Source organism: Parafilimonas sp. (assembly GCF_051953455.1).
Classification (GTDB): Bacteria; Bacteroidota; Bacteroidia; order Chitinophagales; family Chitinophagaceae; genus Parafilimonas.
The window spans coordinates 63,926-81,627 of sequence record NZ_JBQCIT010000041.1; the positions used below are offsets into that span (position 1 = coordinate 63,926).

At 40.6% G+C, this 17,702-nt stretch carries 11 protein-coding genes; all 11 read left to right on the forward strand.

Annotation, left to right across the window (positions count from 1 at the left end; genetic code table 11):
• Positions 1–17 precede the first annotated feature (17 nt).
• The gene (locus ACTHN6_RS15575; RefSeq protein WP_440436696.1) at positions 18–719 is read left to right on the forward strand and encodes a DUF3823 domain-containing protein; all 702 of its coding nucleotides are present in this window, start codon (positions 18–20) and stop codon (positions 717–719) included.
• Between the two features lie 2 nt (positions 720–721).
• Positions 722–1,774 carry a glycosyl hydrolase gene (locus tag ACTHN6_RS15580; protein ID WP_440436697.1) on the forward strand — a complete coding sequence of 351 codons (1,053 nt, stop codon included), beginning with the start codon at positions 722–724 and terminating at the stop codon, positions 1,772–1,774.
• Positions 1,775–2,026: 252 nt separating this feature from the next.
• A complete protein-coding gene (locus tag ACTHN6_RS15585; RefSeq protein WP_440436698.1) occupies positions 2,027–4,084 on the forward strand; it encodes a beta-L-arabinofuranosidase domain-containing protein in 2,058 nt (685 codons plus the stop codon).
• A gap of 310 nt (positions 4,085–4,394) precedes the next feature.
• A complete protein-coding gene (locus ACTHN6_RS15590; RefSeq protein WP_440436699.1) occupies positions 4,395–6,230 on the forward strand; it encodes a glycoside hydrolase family 2 protein in 1,836 nt (611 codons plus the stop codon).
• Between the two features lie 236 nt (positions 6,231–6,466).
• A complete protein-coding gene (locus ACTHN6_RS15595) occupies positions 6,467–8,272 on the forward strand; it encodes a glycoside hydrolase family 2 protein (RefSeq protein WP_440436700.1) in 1,806 nt (601 codons plus the stop codon).
• Between the two features lie 576 nt (positions 8,273–8,848).
• The gene (locus ACTHN6_RS15600; protein WP_440436701.1) at positions 8,849–9,940 is read left to right on the forward strand and encodes a glycoside hydrolase family 2 TIM barrel-domain containing protein; all 1,092 of its coding nucleotides are present in this window, start codon (positions 8,849–8,851) and stop codon (positions 9,938–9,940) included.
• A gap of 161 nt (positions 9,941–10,101) precedes the next feature.
• Positions 10,102–12,558, forward strand: coding sequence for a glutaminase domain-containing protein (locus tag ACTHN6_RS15605; protein WP_440436727.1), 2,457 nt, complete (start codon positions 10,102–10,104; stop codon positions 12,556–12,558).
• Between the two features lie 512 nt (positions 12,559–13,070).
• Positions 13,071–14,246, forward strand: coding sequence for a galactokinase (gene galK, locus ACTHN6_RS15610; RefSeq protein WP_440436702.1), 1,176 nt, complete (start codon positions 13,071–13,073; stop codon positions 14,244–14,246).
• On the forward strand, positions 14,239–15,315 hold the full coding sequence (locus tag ACTHN6_RS15615) for a glycoside hydrolase family 76 protein (RefSeq protein WP_440436703.1): 1,077 nt from the start codon (positions 14,239–14,241) through the stop codon (positions 15,313–15,315). Before galK ends, ACTHN6_RS15615 begins: the two co-directional genes overlap by 8 nt.
• 144 nt (positions 15,316–15,459) lie before the next feature.
• Positions 15,460–16,488: a glycoside hydrolase family 43 protein gene (locus ACTHN6_RS15620; protein ID WP_440436704.1), complete on the forward strand. Its 1,029-nt coding sequence runs from the start codon at positions 15,460–15,462 to the stop codon at positions 16,486–16,488.
• 78 nt (positions 16,489–16,566) lie between these two features.
• On the forward strand, positions 16,567–17,646 hold the full coding sequence (locus ACTHN6_RS15625; protein WP_440436705.1) for a sialidase family protein: 1,080 nt from the start codon (positions 16,567–16,569) through the stop codon (positions 17,644–17,646).
• Positions 17,647–17,702: the final 56 nt, after the last annotated feature.

Below are 17,702 nucleotides of genomic sequence, written 5' to 3' on the forward strand. Positions count from 1 at the left end.
AAGCAAAAAAAATTATTATGAAGACCATATCATATTTTTCTCTTATCCTATTGATGGTTGCAGCAAGTGCCTGCAGTAAAAAAGATAATTATGATCCTCCAAAAGAACAGATCAATGGAGCCATCCTATATAAAGGTGATAGCATTTATCTTGAATATAACCGCGTGCCCTACCAGTTTTACCAGTATGGTTTTGGTAAGGTGGGGCCGGTTGAACAAACGTTTACCCAAAGCGGTGGAATAAGTGCCGTATTGTTCAATGGCAGTTATAAGTTTATTGTGCCTAACGGCCAGGGGCCCTTTCTCTGGCCTAAAACAGGCAGCGGCGCCCCGGATTCTTTAGATGTAACTGTTAGTGGCAGCCAGCAACTGAACATTGAAGTAACGCCATACTACATGGTTCGCAATGCCAGCATTTCTGCAAGTGGCGGCAACGTTTCGGGTACGTGTAAAATTGAAAAGGTTATTACTGACGCCAATGCAAAAGATATTGAAAGCGTAACGCTGTACATCAACAAAACACAATTTGTTTCAGGTGCAAATAATATAGCATCTGCAAGTGTTGCAGGCGCTGATATTGCCGATCCCAACAACGTAAATTTATCAGTAAGCATACCTTCAATAACGCCGGCGCAGAATTATGTGTTTGCCCGCTTCGGTTTAAAAATAGCCGGTGTTGAAGACATGATATTCTCACCATTATTTAAGCTTGATTTCTGATAATGCAATCGCAGAAAACAAGTGCATTTAAAAAAGTTCTTTTATTAGTTAGCATAACGGCCTTTTACAAAGTGGTTGCTGCGCAGCATGCGGATAACTTCCTGCATGCTGCGCCGGCCCCTTTATTCCGGGACCCCATAACAGACGGCGCTGCCGATCCTGTTGTTATATGGAACCGTGAAGAAAAGAGTTGGTGGATGTTGTATTCCCAACGTCGTGCCAATACCGAAGCGCCCGACGTTGCCTATTGTTATGGAAATGATATTGGCATTGCCTCAACAAAAGATCACGGGCAAACCTGGGTTTACCGCGGCACGCTCGAGCTTGAAATGGAGAAGGGCCATAATACTTTCTGGGCACCCGATGTGGTGTATGAAAATGGCTTGTACCACATGTTTGTAGTATACATACAAGGTGCAAGAATACATTGGGGCGGCAACAAAAGAATGGCGCATTATACCAGCACCAATTTATGGGACTGGAAGTTCATTGATTTTTTAAAGCTTTCTTCTGAAGATGTGATTGATGCATCGTTGTTTAAAATGCCAAACGGCATTTGGCGTATGTGGTATAAAGATGATGCAAATAATGCCAGGATTATGCTGGCAGAAAGCCATGACCTGTATAAATGGAAGTTGATTCATCAGCCTGTTATCAGCGATAGCCGCCAGGAAGGGCCCAAGATATTTCAGTATGAAAATTATTACTGGATGCTTACTAATGAATGGCGCGGCATGCGGGTATATCGCTCAAAAGATGGTTTAACATGGGAAAAACAAGGCCTGGTATTAGATTCAGCATCTTCACGGCCGGAAGACAAGCCAAGCGGCGCCCACGGTGATGTAATTGTGGTAAATAATAAAGCCTATATTTTTTACTTTACGCACCCCGGCAGAAGATCGCATGGCGAAGCGCCCGCAGATGAGAATGGTATTATCCCTTTTAATTTGCGCAGGTCGTCTATACAGGCGGCGCAACTTGAATTTAAAAACGGAACATTGGCGTGCGACAGGAATAAGCCTTTTGATTTCTGGTTACCGGATATAGATAAGTAGTTGTTTAAATGATAACGCGGTCAGACGCTTCAAAAGCGTTAGACCGGTAGCAGTTCGAAAAATATGAGCAACAATTCCTGGCTGAACAACGGTATGCTGATGACGGTAATGCGACGCAACCGTGACGCTACCCGTTTATTGGCTGGTAACAAAAAATCAAAACAACTTACAAGTTGTTTTATCAATGAATTACTATAAAAGCATTAAGGCTTAATTAACATCAGCGATGCTCAAAAAACAGTTTATTAGCGGATGAACAAATTTTTAAACATACTCTTTTTTAGCGTTCTTTTTTGTGCATGCAATTCAACACAGGAACAAACTTTAAAACTGAGTGTTGTAGAATCTCCTTCCACCACAGCTACCAATACTTTTTATGTAAGCAACAAACAACCTTTACTTCCGTTGCATTTTATAAAATTGCCCATCGGAAGTATTAAACCTGAAGGCTGGGTATTAAAATACCTGCAGTTGCAGCGCGATGGCTTAACTGGCCATCTTGGTGAAATAAGCGCCTGGCTGGAGAAGAATAATAATGCATGGTTTAGCGGTGATGGCGAAGGTGATCATGGGTGGGAAGAAGTGCCTTACTGGCTGAAAGGCTATGGAAACCTGGGTTATATTCTGAACGATGATACCATAATTAATGAAACAAAAAGCTGGCTGGATAAAGTGTTTCAAAGCCAGCAGCCCGATGGTTATTTCGGGCCTAAAATAAGGCCGGATAAAAATGGCCATTTCGACCTGTGGCCGAATATGATCATGCTGTGGACGATGCAGTCTTTTTATGAATACAGCAAAGACCCGCGTGTTATTCCTTTCATGACTAAATATTTTAAATGGCAATCCAAGCTGCCCGATAGCAATTTGCTTGAAACCTATTGGGAGAACAGCCGCGGCGGCGATAATCTCTACAGCATTTATTGGCTGTATAACCAAACCGGCGAAAAATGGCTGCTTGACCTTGCCACTAAAATTCATAATAATACTGCCAACTGGATGCAGCCGGATAATCTTCCCAACTGGCATAATGTGAATATTGCACAGTGTTTCCGCGAGCCCGCCACTTATTATATGCAGGCAAAAGATTCGTCTTTCCTGCATGCCACTTACAACAATTTTAATTTAATACGAAATTTATATGGGCAGGTGCCGGGCGGTATGTTTGGCGCCGATGAAAATGCACGTAAAGGTTATGATGACCCGCGGCAGGCAGTTGAAACCTGCGGCCTGGTGGAGCAAATGGCCTCTGATGAAATTTTAACCGGTATTACCGGCGACCCCATGTGGGCCGACAATGCTGAAGATGTTGCCTTCAATACTTATCCCGCTGCTGTTATGCCTGACTTTAAAGCATTGCGTTATTTAACGGCGCCCAATATGGTGGTAAGCGATAGTAAAAACCATGCACCGGGTATTGAGAATGAAGGACCTTTTTTAATGATGAACCCTTTCAGCAGTCGTTGCTGCCAGCATAACCATGCACAGGGCTGGCCTTATTATGCAGAACATTTATGGATGGCAACACCTGATAATGGTATTGCAGCCATCTTTTACAGCAGCAGCGAGGTAACTGCAAAGGTTGGTGAAGGCGACGATGTTACGTTAAAACAAACAACCAATTATCCTTTTGATGAACATATTAAAATTGAAGTAAGTACTTCAAAAAATGCAAACTTCCCTTTATACCTGCGCATACCACATTGGTGCAATAATGCAATGGTAAGCGTTAACGGAAAGTCTGTTAAGGCAGATAGTATAATGGCTTCATCTTATGTACGGCTGGAAAACAACTGGAAAAATGGCGATGTAATTGAATTAACACTGCCCATGCAGTTGAAATTGCAGGTATGGCAAAAGAATAAAAACAGCGTAAGCCTTTATTATGGCCCGCTTTCTTTCTCCTTAAAAATTGATGAAGATTATAAATTGGCCGACAGTAAGAAAAGTATTCAGTGGGATTCAAAATGGCAGCCCGGCGCAGACCAGAGCAAATGGCCGGCGTATGATATTTATCCTGCAAGTGCCTGGAATTATGGCTTGTACTTAAATAAGCAATCACTCGCCGATGAGTTTAAAATTATAAAACGCCAGTGGCCTGCTGATAATTTTCCTTTTACACCAAAATCAACACCGATAGTGATAGAGGCGAAAGGAAAACTTATACCTGGATGGACGATAGATAAATATGGTTTATGCGACACGTTGCCGCAAAGCCCCGTTGCTGTATCAACCAAAGAAGAAGCAATAGAATTAATTCCAATGGGCGCTGCGAGGTTGCGCATCTCAGCTTTTCCTGTAGTGCAGTAGCAGCCCGACTTAAGTCTTAAGGGAAAGGACTTTGAAGAGCGCGAAAATGCAGGTGTTTTATTTAAGTAAGTTCTTATAATTTAAAAGCAAGGTGCAATAAAGGATTATCTCTGTTAATGGCAGGAGGCCAGGCCCTTTCCCCTGAGAGGGTTTGGGAGAAACTTTTTCTCATAAGCAGTTGTTTACTGAGGGGAGAGCAGTAAATAAATTTTTAGTCGTGAAAATTTATTCTTCCCTCACTTTTTTTAATGATGAAAAGAAGCAGGCGACGCAAAAACGCCGGCTGTATTATAAACGATAAACCTTATTAATGAAAAAAGTTTTATTAGTAGCATTAGTTGTAGCGGGTAGTATTGGTATTGTTCAGGCACAGGATGACGCCTGGCATATAGTTGGCGGAAAAATTAAATCGCCATGGGCAGATAGTGTAACTACCAAAAATGTTTTACCTGATTATCCACGCCCCCAACTGCAAAGAAATGGATGGCAAAACTTAAACGGGCTTTGGCAATATAGCATACTGCCAAAAGCTGAAGGTGAAGTGATGCCATCCGCTTTTCAGGGAAATATTTTAGTGCCGTTTTGTGTTGAATCTGCATTATCCGGCGTTGGCAAAACAGTTGGTAAAGACAGCGTGTTGTGGTATAAAACAACATTCAGCATTAATACAAAAACAAAAGGTAAAAAAGTATTATTGCATTTTGGTGCTGTTGACTGGCGCGCTGATGTGTATGTAAATGGCAATAAGGTTACAACGCATGAAGGCGGCTTTGATCCGTTCAGCGTTGATATAACATCAGCTTTAAAAAAAGGCAGCAAACAGGAACTCGCTGTGCATGTTTGGGACCCTACCGATGAAGGCCCTCAGCCTCGGGGTAAACAAATCATTAACCCGCATGGCATATGGTACACGCCTGTAACCGGTATATGGCAAACGGTTTGGCTGGAAACAGTGCCGGAAACTTATATCATTTCAACCAAACACACACCAGACCTGGATGCTAAAACCATTACGGTAACAACTTCAACAGAAAATTTATTGCCCGGCGATCTTATACATATAAGCGCCTGGAAAGGCGATGAAAAGGTTGCTGAAAAATCAGGCACGGACGCAACTATGTTTTTACAGGTTGATAACCCTGAAGCATGGTCGCCCTCCAATCCTTTTTTATACGATCTTAAAATCTCAATTGAACGCAAGGGCAAAACAGTTGATGAAGTAAAAAGCTATTTCGCTATGCGTAAAATATCGGTTGCACCCGATGCAAACGGTATTTTAAAAATGATGCTCAACAATAAATTCTTATTCCAGTTTGGCCCGCTCGACCAGGGTTGGTGGCCCGACGGTTTATATACAGCGCCAACAGATGCAGCTTTAAAATTCGATATAGAAAAAACAAAAGAAATGGGCTTTAATATGATACGCAAGCATATTAAAGTAGAACCTGCACGCTGGTATTATTACTGCGACAGCATAGGCATGCTGGTATGGCAGGATATGCCAAGCGGTGATTTAGGTAACCAGTGGGAAACCAGGCCAGGTGTATTGGGCCGTGCAACCGATAAAGACCGCACTCCTGAAAGTGAAGGCTATTACCGTAAAGAATGGAACGCAATCATAGATGCTTTATATAATTTCCCAAGCATTGTTTCATGGCAGCCTTTTAATGAGGCCTGGGGACAATTTAAAACTGTTGAAATAACAGAATGGACCATGAAAAAAGATCCAACAAGATTAGTGAACAGCGCCAGTGGCGGCAATTTCTATCTAACCGGCCATGTTGTCGATTTACATAACTATCCTGACCCTGCTATGCCGCGCCCTGAAATATTCGGCGCAAAGCAGGCATTGGTACTGGGTGAATACGGCGGGCTTGGATTACCTGTGGAAGGCCATTTATGGCAGGAGAAAAACTGGGGCTATCAAAGCTTTAAAGCAAAAGATAGTCTATTCAATCGTTATAGCGGAATGGACGACCGGCTCGCTGAATTAATCAGGCATGGTTTATCGGCCGCGGTTTATACACAAACAACAGATGTGGAAGGTGAAATAAATGGTTTTATGACGTATGACAGGAAAGTAATGAAGATGCCGATAGACAAATTGAAAGCGGCGAACGAAAAATTATATACAATAGTTCAGTAAGTAACGTTAGACCTAACAGGCTTTTAAAACCTGTTAGGCCTTTGAGTTTGTTTAATGACGAGAGATTTCTCCTGTCGTCGAAATGACGAATGATGTTTGAAGTTGTTGTATTTAGTTATAAGCTTGAACGTCATGTCGAGGTAACGAGACATCTCTTAAAATTGAACGAGTTTGAATTTTTAGTTAATGATTGAATTAAAATTATCATAATAGATAAACAGGAATTAAAGTAATTAATGAAACATTTTTATTCATTCCTTTTTATGGCATTTGTAACAACATCAACAGCTGTGTTTGCGCAAACAAAAGTTGTGATGAAGACGCCATTTACAGATGCGGCAGAAAAAACATCAACACCTTTTGCTGAATATCCGCGTCCGCAAATGCAACGCGCTGACTGGATGAACTTAAACGGAACATGGGATTATATTGGTGGTAAAAATGTAACGGATGCCATTGCTGCAACACAACCGCCATCGTTTGATAAGGCTGAAAAAATTAAGGTCCCTTATCCGCCTGAATCATATTTATCCGGTATTCAAAGAAACCAGGAAATAAACATGTGGTACAAACGCACATTTACATTGCCCTCATCTTACAATGGCAAACATGTGTTGTTGAATTTTGGCGCTGCAGATTATCAAACAATCGTTTTTATTAATAATAAAAAAGCAGGAACACATATTGGCGGATATGATGCTTTCAGCTTTGATATAACTGCATATTTACAAAAAGGCGAAAACACAATTGTTGTGGGTGTGCAGGATAAAAATGATGGCCGCTCCGTGTCAGGAAAAAACGGCCCGCGTGGCGATTATACTTTTACTTCAGGCATTTGGCAAACCGTTTGGCTGGAACCGGTTTCAGCAAATTATATTCAAAGTATCCGTTTAACGCCTGATGTTGTAAATAAAAAACTTGCAATAAAAATTATTACCAATAATGTTGCACCGGTTGTTGCAATTGCTTCTTCTCAGAACAAAGAAATTGCAACTGCAAATGGTAAAAGCAATAATGAATTTTCAATCAACATAACTGATCCAATTTTATGGTCGCCTGAAAATCCTTTTTTGTATGATTTGAAAATTCAGTTAAAAGACCGGTCAGGCAAAACACAAGACGAGATCAATAGCTATTTTGGAATGCGGTCAATAACATTGGGCGATGTGAATGGTGTGAAAAGGGCTTTGCTGAATGATGAATTTGTGTTGCAACTGGGTTTACTGGACCAGGGTTATTGGCCCGACGGAATTTATGCTGCACCAACCGATGATGCTTTAAAGTTTGATATTGAAGAAAGCAAGAAGGCCGGCTTCAATCTTATCCGCAAGCACATGAAAACGGAACCACAGCGTTGGTATTACTGGTGTGATAAAATGGGTTTGATGGTTTGGCAGGATATGCCCTGTATCTGGTACCAGGATGAAGATACCGCTGTTGTACGCAGCCGCTTTCGCAACGAATGGAAAGAAATAATTGATGAACATTATAATGCGCCATCCATTATTACATGGGTTCCTTTCAATGAAAACTGGGGCGCATTTGATGTGAAAGAAATCACTGCCTGGACAAAGCAATATGATCCGTCAAGATTGGTAAACGGTAACTCCGGGTTCAACAATAACCCCTCTTATCAAAAGGCCTATGGCGATCCTGGCAACGGTGATTATGTGGATACACATATTTATGTCGGGCCATATGGCGCATCGGTTCCTGATAAAAATCGTGCTGCGTCGTTAGGTGAATTTGGCGGCGTTGGTTTGTTTGTGCGTGGCCATTTATATCCTGTGGCCAATAATGCTTATGATATGATGGCAACAAAAGAAGATCTTACCAATAAATATGTTTTGTTATTGAATGAAGTGGAGCAGTTAGTAAAGTATAAAGGTTTAAGCGTTGCGATCTATACGCAAACAACCGATGTTGAGCATGAGATCAATGGTATTCTCACATACGACAGGCAGGTTGAGAAAATGGATTATGAGAAAGTGCATGAGATTAATGAAGCAGTGATAAAAAGTAGTAAGGGGTTGAATAAATAAACGCAGGCCTAACAGGTTTTCAAAACCTGTTAGGCATTGAAAAGTCAAAGACTTTGCGCATAGCAACTGCGAAGTCTCCAGACTTCGCAGAGCAAGTTCTTTTAATGACGTTGATGTTTTAAGTGATTATTATTAGTAATGTTCTTTGAACGTCATGTTGAGGTAACGAGACATCTCCAGAATTCGAAGTTGTTGATACTTTAAGAGATTTCTCCTGTCGTCGAAATGACGATCGATGTGGTTGATTGAATTCAATTAATGCTTTTATGATGATTACAATAACGTTAATAATTTAAAGTGATTATTATTAGTAATGTTCTTTGAACGTCATGTCGAGGTAACGAGACATCTCCAGAATTTGAAGTTGTTGATACTTTAAGAGATTTCTCCTGTCGTCGAAATGACGATCGATGTAGTTGATTGAATTCGATTAACGTTTTAAAACAGCAACCCATCGCTGCTATGAAAATATGCAGCACAAGGGAGTCCACGATTAAAATCGGGATAGATGACACAACGGAAGCTTAATAGAAGTTCATTGGTTGAAAACATAAAAAATAAAAATTTAATCCTGAAATGATGAAGAAATATTTATTACCGCTGTTAATGATTGTTATTGCTGCATCGTGCGGGCAGCAGGAAAACAAAAGTGAAGATACAGGCACCGCCACAAAAGAGCGGGAAGTATGGAGCAAAGAAAAAGCAAATGACTGGTACGCAACAAAAGGCTGGCTGGCGGGCAGTAATTTCACACCGAGCACTGCCATTAATCAATTAGAATTCTGGCAGGCTGAAACATTTGATACAGCAACAATTGACAAAGAATTAGGTTATGCTGAAGGCATTGGTTTTAATGTGATGCGTGTGTTTTTGCATCACCTGGCATGGCAGGTGGATAAAGATGGTTTTAAAAACAGAATGGATACTTATTTAGGCATTGCCGATAAACATCACATACAAACCATGTTTGTGTTTTTTGATGATGTTTGGGATTCTGTTTATCATGCGGGTAAACAACGTGAACCTAAACCCGGCATACATAATTCAGGCTGGGTGAGAGATCCGGGTAAGTTGTATTACGATGAACCTTCTTTAGTTGATACATTGGAAATGTATGTAAAAGATGTGCTTACAACGTTTAAAAATGATAAACGCATTTTACTCTGGGATCTGTATAATGAACCGGGCAATTCAGGTTATGGCAACAAAAGCATGCCGTTGCTGCGAAAGGTGTTTAGCTGGAGCAGGCAGGTTAATCCCGATCAGCCTTTATCTGCAGGCGTTTGGAAGCCGGAGCTTACCGATTTAAATAAATTTCAGTTAGAGAACTCTGATGTTATCACTTATCATAACTATAATAAAGAAGATGAGCACGCAAAAGTGATCGATTCACTTAAGAAATATGGCCGTCCGCTTATTTGCACTGAATATATGGCACGCACAAGGGGCAGCCTGTTCAGCAACATTATGCCTTTGCTGAAGAAGGAAAACGTAGGCGCTATCAACTGGGGGCTCGTGGCAGGAAAAACGAATACCATGTATGCATGGGATACGCCAATGCCCGATGGTAAGGAGCCTAAAGTTTGGTTTCATGATATTTTCAGGAAAGATGGCACGCCATATAGTGAAGATGAAGTGAAGCTGATAAAGTCTTTAACAGGCAAATAGAGCAGCTCTCCACTCCCGGAGTGGGGCTTTGTAAGTCGCTGAAAACTGATAGTTCAAAACAATTTTTAAAATAAAAATTAAACATTGCTTCTTGAAATAATATAATGTTATTACACAGAGGCATCCTTCGCCACTTGTGGAGAGGGAGCGAGGTTGAGGTTATGAAAGCATTCAAATTGTTAGCACTCTTATTAGTATCACAACAACTTTCTGCGCAGGTTGCAAAAGCGCCCGCCTATCCGTTGATCACACACAACCCATACTTCTGTGTATGGAGTTTTACCGATGAGCTGAATGCATCGCCCACGAAACACTGGACAGGCACGAATCAGTCGCTGATAGGTTTAATAAAAGTTGACAATAAGGTATATCGTTTTTTGGGAAAGGAAGAAAAAGCGCCTGAGACTATACTGCCTGCATCAGATGAAGCGGGTTATAACGTTAAATATACTGAAGTGCAGCCCGCCGGTGGCTGGATGAATACCTCATTTGATGATAGTAAATGGAAAACGGGCGCAGCGCCCTTCAGCGATAATGACAGGCATGCAAAAACACTTTGGAAAAGCGCTGATCTTTGGGTGCGCAGAACATTTACATTGAATGCGGTTCCCGACAGGAAGTTATACCTGAAATTGTTTCATGATGATAATGTGGAAGTTTACCTGAATGGTGAAAAAATATACAGTAAGCACGGATGGAATAATCAAAATGAATATTTTGAAATGAATGATGCCGTTAAAAGCAAGCTGGTAAAAGGAAAAAATATCATCGCCATTCATGTGGCCAATACTGCCGGCGGGCAGGGTTTGGATTTTGGTTTAAGTATTGATCCAAAACCTGATGCTTCACTCAACAGTATTCAGCCGGCTAAACAAACAGGCCTGGATATGAATGCAACACAAACCGCTTATACATTTACCTGCGGCGCTGTTGACCTTGATGTAACCTTTACTTCACCATTATTGATAAACGACCTTGACGTAATGACAAGGCCCGTTTCATATATATCATTCAAAACAAAATCCAATGATGGCGCACAGCATAATGTGCAATTGTATTTTGGCACAACAACAGACCTGGCTGTAAATGTGCCTGCACAACCGGTTAACGCATCTCAATATAATAATGGCGCACTTGCTTTGTTGAAAGCGGGCACCGTTGAACAACCTGTATTGCAAAAGAAAGGCGATAATCTTCGCATCGACTGGGGTTATGTTTACGTAGCCGCTCCCTTATCTTCAAAACCAAAGCAAAGCATTACATCTGTTGATAATGGCCTGAAAGATTTTATTACCAATGCAGCAGCAAAAAATATATCGGCAGGTAAACAATTAATGCTGAACACTGTTTTTCCTTCAGAAAAAGTTGGAACAACGGCTACTGAAAAACTCGTAATGGTTGGCTATGATGATTTATATGCCGTTCAATATTTTCATCAAAATTTGAAAAGCTGGTGGAAATTAAAAGACGGCGTTACGATTGAAGGCTTATTGAATCAATCTTATAAAGAATACAATGATGTGTTAGCCAAATGCGATGCCGTAAATAAAATGATTTGGAACGATGCAGTGGCTGCTGGTGGCGAAACGTATGCAAAACTTTGTGTAACGGCTTATCGTCAGTCAATCGCTGCACATGCTGTTACAAAAAGCCCGGATGGTGAAATTCTTTTCCTGTCAAAAGAAAACTTCAGCAATGGTTCAATCAATACGGTTGATATTACTTATCCTTCAGCGCCTTTATACCTCACTTATAATCCTGAGTTGATCAAAGGCATGCTGAATGGCATTTTTTATTATACAGAAAGCGGCAATTTTAAAGAAGCTTATGCAGCGCATGATCTTGGCACTTATCCAATTGCAAACGGTCAAACTTATGGTGAAGGAATGCCGGTGGAAGAAAGCGGTAATATGATCATTACGACTGCCGCACTTTGCAAAGCGCAAGGCAATGCGGAATATGCAAAAAAACATTGGAATACATTAACACAATGGGTTAACTTTTTAGTGAAGGATGGCTTTGATCCTGCCAACCAGTTATGTACGGATGATTTTGCAGGGCATCTTGCCCGCAATGCAAACCTTTCTGCAAAAGCAATTGTTGGTATTGCGTGTTATGGTATGATGGCTGATATGCTGGGCGAAAAAGCAATAGCACGGCAATTTACCGATACAGCAAAGGCAATGGCTTTGCGCTGGATGCAAATGGCTGATGTGGGTGATCATTATGCACTCACGTTTGATAAAGGCAATACCTGGAGCCAGAAGTATAACCTGGTTTGGGATAAGGTGCTTGGCTTACATCTTTTTCCACAGGAAGTTTATGATAAAGAAATTAAATATTATCTCACCAAACAAAACGCTTTTGGTTTGCCTTTGGATAGCCGTAAAACTTATACAAAGAGTGACTGGATAATGTGGACAGCCGGTTTAACCAATAATAAAAATGATTTTGATGCACTGGTAGATCCATTATATAAATATGCAACAGAAACGCCCACCCGTGTGCCTTTGAGCGATTGGCATGAAACAACAGATGGCAGGCAGGTTGGCTTCCAGGCACGCAGTGTTGTTGGCGGCTATTTTATGAAAGTGCTGAAAGATAAGATGACGAAGTAAGTGATGAATTGTCTGTTATGAGTGGTGTCGTGAAAGTGAATGTGCGTTGTATGATTAAGCGTTGCATCCATATCAGGCAAGCAATTCATTTATAAGTAAGCATCAACTGCTAGAATAAATCATGCACCCGCTCTTAAATTTTATGATCAAACTTCAAAGCGGGCATCCTCTTCATTTATGGAGAGGGAATGAGCGTGAGGTATGAAAAAAATCTTATTCATCATATCGCCAATAATCATTGTTGCATTAGCATCATTTGCCATTTGGCGCAGAATATATAAGGGGGAGAATGGAAGCTGGTTACAAAGATTGACGTGATCGTGAATTGTCAAACGCGAATGTGTGTGCATGTAATGATTTTAATGCCTGGCAATCACTTAATAAAAAACAGAGATAAATAATATCAACTTTAAAATGATCAAACACCCGCTCTCGCATGATATAATGAAACTATATATTGAGATGTCTCCGGTTTATTAGGAGAAAAAGAGTGCGGTCTAAACTTTTTTTGTATGTGTGATACAGACAGATTGCAAAAGCTTTTCCGGCAAATGCATCATACAGATCCCCTGATAATACGTGCACCGGGAAGAATAAATCTTATTGGCGAACATACTGATTACAACAACGGGTTTGTGTTGCCGGCTGCTATTGACAAGGCCATTTATGTTGCCGTAAATAAACGTAACGATCATAAGATTCATCTCTACGCAGAAGAATACAACGAAAATTACATTGCTGATATTGAAAAACTGCGACAGCCTAAATTTAACTGGAGTTGTTATGTATTGGGCGTTGTGGAGCAGTTGATAAAAAGAAATTATGCAATTACCGGGTTTAATATAGTGATTGACGGGGATGTGCCTGTTGGCGGCGGTATGGCTTCTTCTGCCGCTATTGAATGCGCCACAGCGCTTGCTTTGAATACATTATTCGATCTTAGGCTAAGCCGCCTTGATATGGTGAAGATTGCACAGAAAGCTGAGCAGGAATTTGTGGGTTTACAATGCGGCATCATGGATATGTTTACCAGTATGTTCGGCAAAAAAGATCATGTAATATGCCTTGATTGCCGATCTTATGAATATGAATATTTTCCTTTTAAGCAGGACGGCGTTAAAATTGTTTTGCTAAACAGCAGCATCCGCCATTCACTTGCCTTTTCAGAATACAACAGCAGGAGAAGGGAATGTGAGCAGGGAGTGGCCTTGGTTCAGCAGCATCATCCGCACGTGCAAAGCCTGCGTGATGTAAATATGGAGATGCTTGATAAATATGTTGCACACGATAAAGTTGTATATAACCGCTGCCGTTTTGTTTTAGAAGAGAATGAAAGACTGCTTGCCGGCTGCATCGATTTGCAGAACAACGATATTGCTGCTTTTGGCAAAAAAATGTATGCCACCCATAAAGGGCTGAGTAAACTGTTTGAAGTAAGCTGCACGGAGCTTGACATATTGGTTGATCTTGTTAAAAATAATTCCAATGTTATTGGCGCCCGTATGATGGGTGGCGGTTTTGGCGGCTGCACCATCAATATTGTAAAAGAAGATGCCGTGGAAGAACTGATCTATGAGGTGCGGGAAGCTTACAGGGAAAAAACAGGTTTTAATCTTGCCGCTTATGTGGCTTCAATAGAAGACGGCGCCTGCATAGCAGCAACCGTCACCAGTTTATATCATGAGTAGTTTAAAAAGATATTTTACATATTGTTTTTTTATCGCTTGTTCTTATTACTGCAATGCACAGCCGGCAAAAGATTACAGGCCATGCATTGATTCAGTATATGGTAATATTAACCGCTATTTTTATGATGCGGGCAATAAACTATATTATGAAGAATACGCGCCTGGCGAAAAGCAGGTGCATTCATTTTTATGGCCTTTGTGCGCATTGATACAGGCTGCAAACGAAGCTTCTGTTATTAATCCTTCAGTTAATTACATTGAGCCTGTTGTTGATGCTGTTGATCAATATTATACTACTGCAACATCATTGCCTTCTTACCAGGCTTCTGTTGTAAAGGAAAAAAAAGATGATGCTTTTTATGACGATAATCAATGGATCGCTATTGCGTATATAGATATTTATAACCGTACACATGAAATGAAATATTTAAATGTGGCGAAGGCGATCTATGATTTTATGATGACGGGTTATGATACCGCTGCCGGCGGTGGCTTATATTGGAAGTATGCAGATAAAACAACCAAGAACACCTGCTCCAACGGGCCGGGAATTTTAATAGCATTGCAGTTGTATAAAATAAAGGGCGATAAAAAGTATATGCAAAGAGCGTTGCAGTTATACGATTGGGTAAATGCACATTTGCAATCACCGGATGGATTGTATTATGATAACATAAAGATCCCTTCGCTTAAAATTGATTCAGCCAAATACACCTACAACACCGGCACCATGCTGCAATCGAATGTTTTGCTGTATAATATTACGCACGATAAAAAATATTTACAACGTGCGGAAGGCATTGCTGCATCAGCAACAAAATTTTTTTATAAAAAGAATAAACTGCCTGGCCATTACTGGTTTAATGCTGTTATGCTGAGAGGTTATATAGAATTGTACAATATCAATCACGATAAACAGTTGCTTCATTTATGGCATAACGAAGCGGAAAGGATATGGCATGAAGAAAAAGATACCAATGGTTTATTGGGGCGTAATGCAAAAAAGAAAAGCCTTATTGACCAGGCGGCAATGCTGGAGATTTGCGCAAGATTGCAGGCGGTGAAATGAGTGTTCAGATAGGTAACCCCGGGTTTAGCTGATATAAAAATATAATGTGCAAAGAAGTGACCCGTCGCGGTGGACTGCCATCTGTTCTGTCGCATGTAGCATATCATTATTAAAAAACAACGAAGTTGTTTAAATAAAATAATTATGAAGGCACACATTATTGCGGTTTTTTTAGTGCTGTTTGGAACAATAGCCAATGCACAAAAAACATTTACGAATCCTTTGCTGCCAACGGGGCCTGACCCCTGGGCGATTTATAAAGACGGCTATTATTATTACACCAATTCAACCGGGCACAACATTACTATATGGAAAACAAAAAATATTGCTTACCTGTCTTCAGCAGAGAAAAAAGTTGTGTGGACACCATCGCCTGGTAAAGAATATTCAAAAGAATTATGGGCGCCTGAAATTCATTTCTTTCAAAATAAATGGTATGTATATTTTGCTGCAGACAGCGGAAACAATAATGATCACCGCATGTACGTGCTGGAGAATGCATCGGCTGATCCTTTGCAGGGCGAATGGATATTGAAAGGCAAGCTTACAACGCCGGAAGATAAATGGAGTATTGACGGATCGGCCATCGAATTGAATGGCAAATTGTATTTTATATGGAGCGGATGGAAAGGCGATGTGAATGGCGAGCAGGATATATACATTGCTGCCATGAAAAACCCATGGACGATTGAAGGTAACCGTACATTGTTATCGAAGCCTGAATATGAATGGGAGTTAAACGGTGATCTGAATTCACCGAATGATCCTGCACATGTGAGTGTGAATGAAGGTCCTGAATTTTTAGTGCATAATGACAAAATATTTTTGATCTATTCTGCCAGCGGTTGCTGGACGGATCGTTATGCACTGGGTATGTTAACAGCGAATGTTGATGCAGATTTACTGGATGCTGCTTCCTGGAAAAAATCTGCAACGCCTGTATTTCAATCTTCTGCAGCAAACAAAGTATATGCTCCGGGACATAACAGCTTTTTTGTTTCACCAAACGGAAAAGAAAACTGGATATTATATCATGCCAACAGTAATCCCGGTGATGGCTGCGGCAATAAACGCAGCCCGCGTGCACAAAAGTTTACATGGAACGCAGATGGAACGCCCAATTTTGGCGAGCCTGTTGCTGAAGGTGTGCAATTAGATGTGCCTGCGGAATGATTTTTAGTGAATCGTGAATGTAAGTTCAATAACAGCCTGTTGTTTATGCCCAGTCAATTAAAATATATTTTCCTGTTGATGGCTTTTTCTGTTGTGATGAATAATATTTTTTCGCAAACAATGCTTGCAGATAAGGTTGCTTATTATCCAAGAGTAGCGCAAATGCAAAACGGCGACTTTATTGCAAGCTTTGATAATGGCAATACCGGCGCATTTTATGAAAGTAAAGACAGCGGTAAAACATGGAAGCCTGTTTCAAACCTTGAAGAAATTACTCCGCCACGCAATTGCTGCAGCGAATTGTATGCGTTCCCAAAAAAAATAAGCGGTAACAAAGCCGGTACATTGTTTTGGGCAACTTCTGTTGGCACAGATCAAACACCAAGAACCCCTTGTTCTATCCGCATTTATAAAAGCGAAGATCAGGCACGCACATGGCAGTTTTATTCCACTGCAGTTGAAGGTAAGGTTGGTTTATGGGAACCTGAGTTTATGGTGGATGATAAACAAAATTTATTAATGTTTTTTTCAAGCGAAGAATATAAAGCACAAGGTTATAATCAAATAATAGCCCACCGCATTTCAACAGATGGAGGTTTAACCTGGAGTAATGATATAAAAGATGTTGCCGTAAATGATAATATCAAACGCCCCGGAATGCCAACAGTAGCGAAGCTTCCTGATGGCAGGTATATTATGTGTTATGAAGTATGCGGCAACAACTGCGATACGTATATACGTTACTCAAAAGATGGCGATGATTGGGGCGATGCAAAAGATTTGGGTGTGAGAGTTGAATCAACTAATGGAAATCATTTTTCACATGCGCCAACAATTGCATGGTTTGATGACGGAACAAAGAATGGTATATTGTTGTTGATAGGACAGGTGTTGAATAAAAATAATGATAACAAATTGGCTGATGAAAATGGCAATGTGTTTATGATAAACCGTAATAATGGCAAAGGTTTGTGGACTGAAGTGAAAGCGCCTGTTGCTTCACCGTCGGATGGAAAAAACCCTTGCGAGAATTATAGTTCGCAATTGTTGTTGTTGAATAAACAAAAAGTTTTAGGGCTTGCATTAAAGAAAGTAAACGGTGCCTGCCGTTTGTTTTATGATACGAATAATTTGAATGATAGTTTGAATAAACGTTAAGATTGTGACTCGTCATGTCGAGGTACGAGACATCTCTGGAAATTAAAGTTGTTGAT